Source organism: Vicinamibacteria bacterium, from assembly GCA_035620555.1.
Classification (GTDB): domain Bacteria; phylum Acidobacteriota; class Vicinamibacteria; order Marinacidobacterales; family SMYC01; genus DASPGQ01.
Genome location: DASPGQ010000494.1, coordinates 1 through 9,417 on the forward strand (window position 1 = coordinate 1; position 9,417 = coordinate 9,417).

The 9,417-nt window shown below is 62.1% G+C and carries 9 protein-coding genes; 1 reads left to right on the top strand and 8 read right to left on the bottom strand.

The features are described from left to right. Positions 1 to 302: 302 nt before the first annotated feature. Positions 303 to 641: a hypothetical protein gene (locus VEK15_20215; protein ID HXV63036.1), complete on the bottom strand. Its 339-nt coding sequence runs from the start codon at positions 639 to 641 to the stop codon at positions 303 to 305. A gap of 260 nt (positions 642 to 901) precedes the next feature. Further along, complete coding sequence (locus tag VEK15_20220) at positions 902 to 1,837, bottom strand: glycosyltransferase family 9 protein (GenBank protein HXV63037.1); 936 nt, start codon at positions 1,835 to 1,837, stop codon at positions 902 to 904. 22 nt (positions 1,838 to 1,859) lie between these two features. On the opposite strand from VEK15_20220, the gene VEK15_20225 reads away from it, so the two are divergent. Then, positions 1,860 to 2,183 (top strand): hypothetical protein, encoded by a 324-nt coding sequence (locus tag VEK15_20225; protein ID HXV63038.1) that lies wholly within the window; start codon positions 1,860 to 1,862, stop codon positions 2,181 to 2,183. An 11-nt stretch (positions 2,184 to 2,194) separates the two neighbouring features. Here VEK15_20225 and VEK15_20230 read toward each other — a convergent pair whose 3' ends face one another. The 6 genes from VEK15_20230 to VEK15_20255 all read right to left on the bottom strand — a co-directional run bounded on the left by VEK15_20230 (position 2,195) and on the right by VEK15_20255 (position 9,371). Next, positions 2,195 to 3,685: an Rne/Rng family ribonuclease gene (locus VEK15_20230; GenBank protein HXV63039.1), complete on the bottom strand. Its 1,491-nt coding sequence runs from the start codon at positions 3,683 to 3,685 to the stop codon at positions 2,195 to 2,197. 358 nt (positions 3,686 to 4,043) lie between these two features. Further along, positions 4,044 to 5,135 (bottom strand): rod shape-determining protein RodA, encoded by a 1,092-nt coding sequence (rodA, locus tag VEK15_20235; GenBank protein ID HXV63040.1) that lies wholly within the window; start codon positions 5,133 to 5,135, stop codon positions 4,044 to 4,046. Next, complete coding sequence (gene mrdA, locus VEK15_20240; GenBank protein ID HXV63041.1) at positions 5,104 to 6,948, bottom strand: penicillin-binding protein 2; 1,845 nt, start codon at positions 6,946 to 6,948, stop codon at positions 5,104 to 5,106. Before mrdA ends, rodA begins: the two co-directional genes overlap by 32 nt. Positions 6,949 to 6,986: 38 nt before the next feature. After that, positions 6,987 to 7,466 (bottom strand): hypothetical protein, encoded by a 480-nt coding sequence (locus VEK15_20245; GenBank protein ID HXV63042.1) that lies wholly within the window; start codon positions 7,464 to 7,466, stop codon positions 6,987 to 6,989. Beyond that, positions 7,463 to 8,326 carry a rod shape-determining protein MreC gene (mreC, locus tag VEK15_20250; protein ID HXV63043.1) on the bottom strand — a complete coding sequence of 288 codons (864 nt, stop codon included), beginning with the start codon at positions 8,324 to 8,326 and terminating at the stop codon, positions 7,463 to 7,465. Before mreC ends, VEK15_20245 begins: the two co-directional genes overlap by 4 nt. Before the next feature lie 19 nt (positions 8,327 to 8,345). Beyond that, positions 8,346 to 9,371, bottom strand: coding sequence for a rod shape-determining protein (locus VEK15_20255; protein ID HXV63044.1), 1,026 nt, complete (start codon positions 9,369 to 9,371; stop codon positions 8,346 to 8,348). Positions 9,372 to 9,417: the final 46 nt, after the last annotated feature.

The window sequence follows — 9,417 nt, forward strand, 5'->3', positions numbered from 1 at the left end:
AGCAAGCTTCGGGATTCTCGACACGGCGCGCATGACGATGGCCATCCATCGCGTGGCCTATCGGCTGGAAAGGGCACAAGAGAAGATTCGCAACGCCGGGCTTCCACAACCTCTCGCCGATCGTCTCGCCCTCGGCCGCTGAAAGCCCGGCCCCGGGGGGTCGGAAATTCTTCCCTGCGTCTTTGCGACTTGGAGTCTTTGCGTTTGTTCTGGGATAAATGAATCCCCCGGGGCCAGCGTATTGCGGGGGCCAACGCCCGGGGGACTCGTAATGGCGGGACGTTTGTTTCTTGTGGGGGACTCTATTCGTTGACGGCGCGGTTGATCGCTCGGCGCAGACCGTGCTCGCCAGCACCCCGTCCCTCGTCCGAGGGAGTGGTGCCGAACCGCAGTACGAAACGCCCTCCCGTGGTCAACGAGAGGTTGTCGATGAGCCTTCGCGTCAAATCCTGCCACCGCCAGCTGCGCTTCCGCCCCAGCAGCGTTCGGAGAGATCTCCGGAGCTCCGGGTCGGCGGCGGAGTACGAGACTTCGCCTTCGGCGGCACGAATGCCGATGTGGAAGCGGATTTTCCCTACGCGCTCCGAACCACGGTAAATGCCGATGCCGAACTCTTGCGTATCGAGCAATGCCATCGCCATGTCGCTGACTCCTTCAAGCCAGGACCTCGGCATTTCAGGTCCTGGGAGAGTTTGTGTTTTGGGTCTGTGCCCGAACACTTAGCAAGAACCGTGCCCCATCGCAAGCGCGGGGCTCGTAACATGATAGGCGGGTGGGATCACGCCGAACCACTACCCGTCGTGGTGCCTGGATAGAGCGATCACAATTTGACGTGGTGATTTCCCACCAACGGTGTGGAGCCATTGGCACCGCGCGAAGCTAAGTTCTTGATTACAAGGAATTAATAGTGCCACGCCACGTCGACGGCTTTTCCCCACACTTCGTCCGAGGAAAGCCGGCAATCGACCACCTCGACCGTGCGACCTCTTGGGGCCCAGCTCGCCGGGTCGGTCGTGCCGAACAGAGCGACCGTGGGCGCACCCGCGGCCGCGGCGAGGTGGCTTACGCCCGAGTCGTTTCCGAGATAGAGCGTCGCGCGGGCGAGCAGAGCCGCGAGAACCGCGAGCTCGAGGTGCCGGGCGACAACGCCGCCAACGCTTCTGGCGACGGTTCGGACGACGTCTCGGTCCGACTCACCCTCGATCCACAGGACTTCAAGACCTTCCTGACGCGCTCTTCGCGCCACCCCCGCGAACCGCTCCCAAGGCCAGTTCTTCTGAAGGCTTCCGCTCGAAGGGTGTATGGCGATGAATCTCGACTGCCCCAGCCCATTCTCGTTCAGAAACCGCGCGGCGCCCAGATGGCTCGATTCGCGAATCACGAGCTCCGGAGCCCCACACCCGGGATCGATCCCGAGCGGCGCGAGAGTGCTCGAGAGATGGTCGGATGCGTGAGCTCCTACAGGGGGACGGCTCGAACCTTCTACGATCTCGGCACTCCTCGCCAACTCGCGCAGTCGAGGGAGATTCGACCAGGCCACGATGTATTGGAACGACGACAGAAAACCAGTCAGCGGTTCGTCCCAGGAGCCTGGCTCGAAGAAGGCTCCGAACAAAGCCCGGTCGAACGAGTGAACGGCCGACGCGTGCACGTCGTCGTGGGCCAGTCTCGCCGCCGGCAACGAACCGACCAGCTCCACCGCCCCCGTCGGTCCCACGGCTCGCCTCAACGAAGCGAGCGCGGGAAACGCGAGGAGCGTGTCTCCCAGAGCTCCGGGCCGGATGACGAGGATGCGCGCCCCGCCGAGGGGTGCTAAACTATCGTCTGCGCCAAGCATCAAAATTCAGGGAGTTTCGCCAATGAAATGGAAGCGAGTCCTTGCCATTGCCGTTCTGGTTTGCCTGACCGCGGTGTCCTTCGCCGCCGCCCAGGATGACGTCGAGAGCTTGATGTCCCGCGCGAAGCAGTTGTACGGCTCCGGTAACTTCCGCGCTGCGCTCGAGCCGCTAATGCGGATCGTAGACCTCGATCCGGAGCGCGCCGACGCGCTCTATCTGCTGGGCTATGCCCACGTGATGCTGCGCGAATACCCGACGTCGGTGGATTGGTTCGGGAGAGCGTTTGCCGCCGATCCCACATTCGATCCGCGTACGATCTACCATCTCCCCGGAGCCGCCGAGTAGCGATTATTCGATTATTTCCGTGCAACTAGCTCGTATTGTTCCTGGTAGATGTTGTGGTCTGCCCGGATCTCGACGTCCTGCTTCAACATCGACTTGAGCTCCTCGACGACCGGGGCCTCCTTGCCTTTGAGGGCGCGGGCAACCTCGGGGTGAACCCGGAGCGTGAGCCCCCTCGAGAAATCGGTCATGCTCTTGCGAACCTCATCGACGATCTCGTAGGCCACCGTCGTCGGTGACTTGACCCACGAGCTTCCCTGGCACAGGGGACATGGCCGACAGAGCACACGCTCCAGGGAACGCTTGACGCGCTTTCGCGTGAGGACGACGAGCCCGAACTCGTTGATCTGAACGCTTTTCGTCGGAGAACGATCCCGGCGCAGAGCTTGCTCGAGGGCGGCGAAGACCTTGTGCTGGTTCCGGCGCTCCTCCATATCGATGAAGTCGATGACGATGATACCGCCGAGATCTCGCAGTCGAATCTGGTGGACGATCTCGTCCGCCGCCTCGAGGTTGATGCGGGTTATCGTGTCCTCGAGCCGTTTCTCCCCGGTGTAGCGACCGGTGTTGACGTCGATGGCTACGAGCGCCTCGGTCTGGTTGATGACGATGTATCCTCCCGATTTGAGCCAGACCTTGCTCCTCAGGGCTTTGTCGATTTCCGACTGGACGCCGTACTCCTCGAAGATCGGATAGTTCTTCGAGTAGTACTTCACCCGGTGGAGGAGTTGAGGCTGAATCTGCCGAACATAATTCAGCACCTGGTCGAACACTTCCTCGGAGTTGATTCGGATGGCGGAGAACTCCGGAGACAGAACGTCGCGAATGTACTTGAAGACGAGGCCCAGATCCTTGTGCACCAGAGCCGGGGCCTTGAGGTGGTCGGCCTTTTGGCAGATCTCGTTCCACTTCTGTTCCAGGTAGCGAAGGTCGGCGACGATCGTCTCGTCGTCCTTTCCTTGCGCCGCGGTGCGGACGATGAACCCCCCGCTTCTTTGGCGCGCCTTCTGGATGAGCTTCCGCAGCCGAGCTCGCTCTTCGGCCGACTCGATCTTTCTGGAGACGCCGATGTGATCGACCGTCGGCATGTAGACCAAGAGACGTCCGGGAAGACTGACGTAAGAAGTAATGCGGGCCCCTTTCGTCCCCAGCGGCTCCTTTGCGACCTGGACCAGTACCTCCTGTCCCTGGGTCAAGAGCTGATCGATCGATTGGCCATCTCCTTTGGCGGCACGAATCTCACGCTCGGTCTCGACGATCTTCTCTTCTTCCTCCGTGAGGTAGTCGTCATCCTCGAGCACGTCCGAGACGTAGAGAAACGCGTCCCGCTCGAGTCCAACGTCCACGAAAGCCGATTGCATTCCCGGGAGGACGCGGTTGACGCGTCCCTTGTAAATGTTGCCGGCGACGCCCCGGCTCCGTTCTCGTTCGAACGCGACCTCGGACACGACTCCGTCTTCGAGTATGGCCAAGCGCGTCTGGAGCGCGCTATGGCTGACGATCATCTCTTTCGACATATAAACCCTTTCGGGCGGCCGAGTGGGCGGCGGGTGGGCGGAGGAGGAGGGAACCGGATGCTGTGGTCTCAGGGAATGACGGGCCGTCTCCCATTAACGACTGAGTGATTTCTCATCGATTCGAGCCAATCTTGCCGAGATCAGGCAGCAGACAGCCGAACAACCAAGAACCCTGGATGCCCTGATTTTTGGGACTCCGCTCTCTTCCGAAAACCTTCTTATTCCGTGCCCGCCTTCGCTGGGCCGCTCCATTCTCAACTCAAAATCGGGCCGCCTCCGCCAAATCGCTGAGACGGCTTCACTTGAACTCTAGCACAAGTCCCCCGCTTCCCCGTCTAGCTTTTTTCTAGTTCACAAACCGACGCAGGCGGACGTTGATGATGAGCCCGAACCCAATCATCGTGGCGAGCATGGAGGAACCCCCGTAGCTCATCAAAGGCAAGGGAAACCCCTTGATGGGAACGAGTCCGGCCACCATAGCGAGATTGTAGAGCGTCTGGAAGGCGAACATGGAAAGCACGCCGAACACGACGTGGATTCCCAGGCGGTCCCGCGCGCGGCGTGCGGTATCAAGACACCTCAGCGTGATTACGAAATACAGGATCATTACGGCGGCCACGCCCACGAAGCCGAACTCCTCGGCGAGAACCGCGAAAACGAAGTCGGTATGCGGCGTGGGAAGAAACTGGAGCTGACTCTGCGTGCCCGCAAGCCAGCCTTTGCCCGAAAAGCCCCCCGCGCCGACGGCGATGGTTGACTGGATGCTTTGATAGCCGGCCCCCCGAGGGTCCCTGCCGGGGTCGAGAAAGGCGTAGACGCGCTCCTTCTGGTACTCCTTCAGTACGAATGCCCACGCCAGCGGAATCAGGAGCACCACGAACAGGGCCCCCACGAGGAGGAGCTTGGCCCGCACCCCGGCGAGAAGGGCCATGCTCACGAAGACGACGCCGATCGTCGCCGCCGTTCCGAGGTCAGGCTGAAGGGCGATCAGCACAATGGGAACGCCAGCAAAGAAGCCGGAGGTGACGACTTCGGAGGCCCGGAGGCAGTCGCCGCGCACTCCGGCGAAATACTTGGCGAGAAACAATACGACGGCAATCTTCGCCAGCTCGCCCGGCTGAAAGGTACCGACTCCGAGCTCGAGCCATCGGCTCGTGCCGGCTCGGAGCCCGCCGAAAATGACGAGGTAGAGGAGCAACCCCGAGACGGCCAAATAGAGCACCTCGGCCCGGTCCACGATGGTGTGATAGTCGATGAACATGACGAGGAGAAGGAGCACCATTCCGATGAGAAGTCTCGCGATCTGAGCCTGGTAGAGGTCGGGAGTGGACCCGGCATGGGTGACGCTGTAGATGATGAGCAACCCGATCGTAGACGCGACGACTAGGCCGAGGATGATCAGCCAGTCAACGGATTGCCATTGTCGTTTGTCGAGCACGTTCCAGCTTTCGCTCCTGCTTCTTCTCGAAATACGCCTGGAAGATGTCTCGGGCGATCGGCGCCGCGGCCGCGCCTCCTCCCCCTCCATGCTCGACGAGAACGGCGATCGCGATCTCGGGATTCACCCTCGGGGCATAGCCGATGAACCAGGCGTGGTTCCTCAAGTGCTCGGGACGCCTGGCGTCGACGCTCTCTTCGATTCGGCCGCGCGCGGCGATCTGCGCGGTCCCGGTCTTACCGGCAACGACAACGTCCTGGAGTCGGGCCCGACCCGCCGTCCCATACTGCACCGCCCGGAACATCCCTTCCTGGAGGGCGCGCCAGGTATCCGGCCGAAGGCCGACTTTCCGCGACGGAGGCGAGATGACCGAATCAGCGTAGCTTTCGGGCATGACGCCAGCCGGCAGTTTCCGCAGGAAGAGATGCGGCCGATACAGGTCACCCGAGGTACCGACCGTGGCCGCGAGGCGCGCCATCTGGGTCGCGGTTACGAGCACCGACCCCTGGCCGACGGCAACCGAGACCGTCTCGCCGGCATACCAGGGCTCGTTTCGCGCACGTTTCTTCCACTCGGGATCGGGCACGAGCCCGTCGACCTCGTGAGGGAGGTCCAGCCCGGTTCGGGCACCGAGGCCGAACTGCTTGGCGTAGCGAGCGATCGTCTCGATGGGCAGCTGCGCACCGAGTTGAAAGAAGTAACTGTTGCAGGACATCGCCAAGGCGTCTTTCAGATTGAGGCTGCCATGTCCGCCCCCGCGATGGCAGTGAAACGTATTTCCGTAGAGGCGTACGGACCCGCTGCAATACTTGTGCGTTTCCGGGCTCACGATCTCCTGCTCGAGAGCGGCCGCGGCAACGACCAGCTTGAAGGTCGAGCCGGGAGCGTAGCGACCCTGGATGGGTCGGTTCGACAATGGGTGCGACGAGTCATCGACCAGAGCCAACCACTCGCCACGATTGAAACTACCCGAGAAAGCATTGGGATCATAGGACGGCGAGCTGGCGAGCACGAGCACCTCGCCACTACGGGTATCGAGCGCCACGGCAGCCCCACCCAGATCGGCAAAGGCGGTCTCGGCGATCTCCTGCAGCTCCATGTCGATCGAGAGCTGGACGGACTCGCCCCAGATCGGAGGCACCTGCTCGAGTAGGCGCTCGCGCCGCCCCAGGCTATTGACCACGACCCGTTGAACGCCGTTACGTCCCATCAACATACCGTTGTAGACGCGCTCGATCCCCGACTGCCCCACGTAGTCGTTACGCTCGGCACCGGAGAAGAAGTCCTGTCCGAGCTGCTCTTCCGAGATACGTCCGACGTGGCCGATCACGTGCGCAGCGACCGGGCCGGCGGGATAGTAACGCCGCGGGACGAACTGAATATGGGCCCCAGGAAGCTCGAGCTGACGGGCTTCGATACGGGCGACGTCCTCGAGCGGGATGTCTTCTTTGACGATGGTCGGACCCATACGGGCCTGCTCGAGGTACGCTTCGTCCGACTCGGCGTCCTCACCGAGCTCCACCAGCTCGCGAAGCGATTTCAGCGTACGGGGATGATCCCCCTCCAGCATCAGGTTGAACGATGGCCGGTTCTCCGCAATGATGCGCCCGTTCCGGTCGAGGATCAGCCCTCGAGGAGCCGCCTCGGACAAAGTGCGAACGTGATTCGCTCGAGCGAGTCGCTCGTAAGTCGGCGAACGTACCACCTGGAGCTGCCAAAAGCGCAGGACCAAGACTCCGAAGGCGATCATGATCGCGACGCGCCACCAAGCGAGGCGCGATCGAAGCGCTCTGAGATCCTCATAGATGTTCATTCGTGTCGCGTCGGGGTGCTCGAAACCGGTGACGATGCCTACGCCAGCTCTCCCCGCTCCGGGCGATCGATAACCCTAATGAGCATCATACCAGCGATGATGTTACCGATACAGAGGTAGATCGGGCGGAGGCCCTCTCCGAGCACCCGTGGCTCCTCGATGGCAGCGCCCAGAGCGGCAAGGATGGCGAGATCGAGCCCGGACGCGAGCAGGAAGAAGAGAACACGGGAAGACCATCCACGGATGATGAGGTGGTGGCCGGCTATCCCCGCGACGTAGCCCAGGGTGGTCTTGGAGATGCCATTGATGCCGAGGTGCCCTCCGGAGAACACGTCTTGAACGAGCCCCGCCGCCATCCCGGTCAACATCCCGAACATTCGTCCCTGCACGAGTCCGAAGCCCGCGGAGATTACGGTAAACAGATCGACATAGCCATCCAGGGCCGGCAGGTATCGGCCGAGCACTGACTGGAACAGAAACGCGGCCAGAATGGCCAGCGCCGCATCCAGGATCCTCACTCGACCCGCTCGGTCATCTCGGCCTCACCCAAAGGCGGCAGTATGAAGACCTCCTCGACGCGACCGAGATTGGCAGCGGGCTCGACGGTGACGAGCTTGAACAGTCGAGGACCGTTCCGCACCGAGGACACCCGCCCAACGGCGATGCCTTTGGGATAGATACCATCCATGCCCGAAGTCACGATGGCATCGCCCTCGACGACGTCCTCGAGGTTGCTCACGTAGTTCAACGTGAGACCGGTTGGGCTCCGCTCGTCTCCGCTTCCCGTCACCATCCCCCGGATTCGGGTGCGCGATAGCAGCGCGCCGACGGAGCAATCCCGGTCGGTGAGCAATTGCACTTGCGCGACCTGTTCACCGACCGAGATGATTCGACCGACGAGCCCTCCGGAAGCGATGACGGGGCTGTTGAGCTCCACGCCCCGATTCTTCCCGCGGTTCACGGTAATGGTTTGAAACCATGCGCTCGCGTCGAGACCGATGACTTCCGCCACGATGGGCTCATAGTCCAGCCTTTCGGCGAGCTCGAGGACGGAGCTCAGGCGGCGGTAGCTCGCGACGATGTCGCGCTCGAGCCACAGCGCCTGCTCGAGACGGGCCACCTGCTTCTTGAGCCGGTCGTTTTCCTCGCGCACCCCCCGGAGGTCGACGTAGCCGTACCAAACCGACCGGAGCGAGCGAATCGTGACGTCGGCGCTTCGTTGCACCGGCGACAACGCTCCCAGCACCAGGGCACGAAGTGCGGAATGGCCTGCCTCGGTCGTGACCTGGGAGGAGAGCAGGAGGGACTGGGCCACCAGGGCCAGGATGAAGAGCACGTTCCCTCCCCGGGTGCCGAACGGGGCGCTGGTGGACGCCATGTCTCGATGTCCGCTCGGCTCAATCGAGACAGATCTTGCGCAGGAGTTTCACGTCCTCGAGCATACGGCCGGCACCGAGCACGACCGACGACAGCGGATCCTCCCCCATCGAGACCGGCAATCCGGTTTCTTCACGCAATCGCTTGTCGAGGTTCTTCAGGAGTGCCCCACCACCGGTCAGAACGATGCCGCGGTCCACGATGTCCGCGGATAGCTCCGGCGGTGTCCTCTCGAGAGCCACCCGGACTGCGTTGACGAGGATGCTGACCGTCTCCTCCAGGGCCTCGCGGATCTCCTCGTCGGTGATCACCAGAGTCTTGGGAATCCCTTCGATGAGGTTTCGGCCCTTGATCTCCATCGTCATCGGCCGATCGAGCGGATAAGCCGAGCCGATCTCGATCTTGACCTGCTCCGCCGTACGCTCCCCGATGAGCAAGTTGTACTTCTTTCGCAAGTACTTGATGATGGCCTCGTCCATCTCGTTTCCCGCGACCCGCACCGAGCTCGAGTAGACGATGCCCGCCATCGATATGACGGCGATGTCGGTGGTGCCCCCCCCGATGTCCACGACCATGTTGCCCGACGGCTCGGTCACCGGGAGACCCGCTCCGATGGCGGCGGCCATCGCCTGGTCGACGAGGAAGACCTCGCTCGCTTTCGCCCGTAGTGCACTGTCCTTCACCGCGCGCTTCTCCACCTGAGTGATCTCCGATGGGATCCCGATGACGATACGGGGCGCGACCCAGACTTTTCGATTGTGGGCCTTTTGGATGAAGTAGGCCAACATCTTCTCCGTCACCTCGAAATCAGCGATGACACCGTCCTTCATCGGCCGGATGGCGGTGATGTTTCCCGGGGTGCGCCCGAGCATTTCCTTGGCTTCCTTGCCCACGGCCTCGACCTTGGTGGTCTTGTCGTTTATGGCGACGATCGAAGGCTCGGAGACGACGATGCCTTTCCCCTTGGCGAAGACCAGGGTGTTCGCCGTTCCCAGATCGATGGCCAGCTCGTTGGAGAACATGCCGAACAGAGAGCGCAGATACATTCGCTTCGTGCGCGAGTTGGATAGATTGGGTATCAACGGTTTATGA

What these genes read in the sequence shown, in the direction of transcription:
- VEK15_20215 (HXV63036.1), bottom strand. Translation starts at nt 641, where the DNA reads ATGGCGATGGCATTGCTCGATACGCAAGAGTTCGGCATCGGCATTTAC.
- VEK15_20220 (HXV63037.1), bottom strand. Translation starts at nt 1,837, where the DNA reads ATGCTTGGCGCAGACGATAGTTTAGCACCCCTCGGCGGGGCGCGCATC.
- VEK15_20225 (HXV63038.1), top strand. Translation starts at nt 1,860, where the DNA reads ATGAAATGGAAGCGAGTCCTTGCCATTGCCGTTCTGGTTTGCCTGACC.
- VEK15_20230 (HXV63039.1), bottom strand. Translation starts at nt 3,685, where the DNA reads ATGATCGTCAGCCATAGCGCGCTCCAGACGCGCTTGGCCATACTCGAA.
- mrdA (HXV63041.1), bottom strand. Translation starts at nt 6,948, where the DNA reads ATGAACATCTATGAGGATCTCAGAGCGCTTCGATCGCGCCTCGCTTGG.
- mreC (HXV63043.1), bottom strand. Translation starts at nt 8,326, where the DNA reads ATGGCGTCCACCAGCGCCCCGTTCGGCACCCGGGGAGGGAACGTGCTC.
- VEK15_20255 (HXV63044.1), bottom strand. Translation starts at nt 9,371, where the DNA reads ATGTATCTGCGCTCTCTGTTCGGCATGTTCTCCAACGAGCTGGCCATC.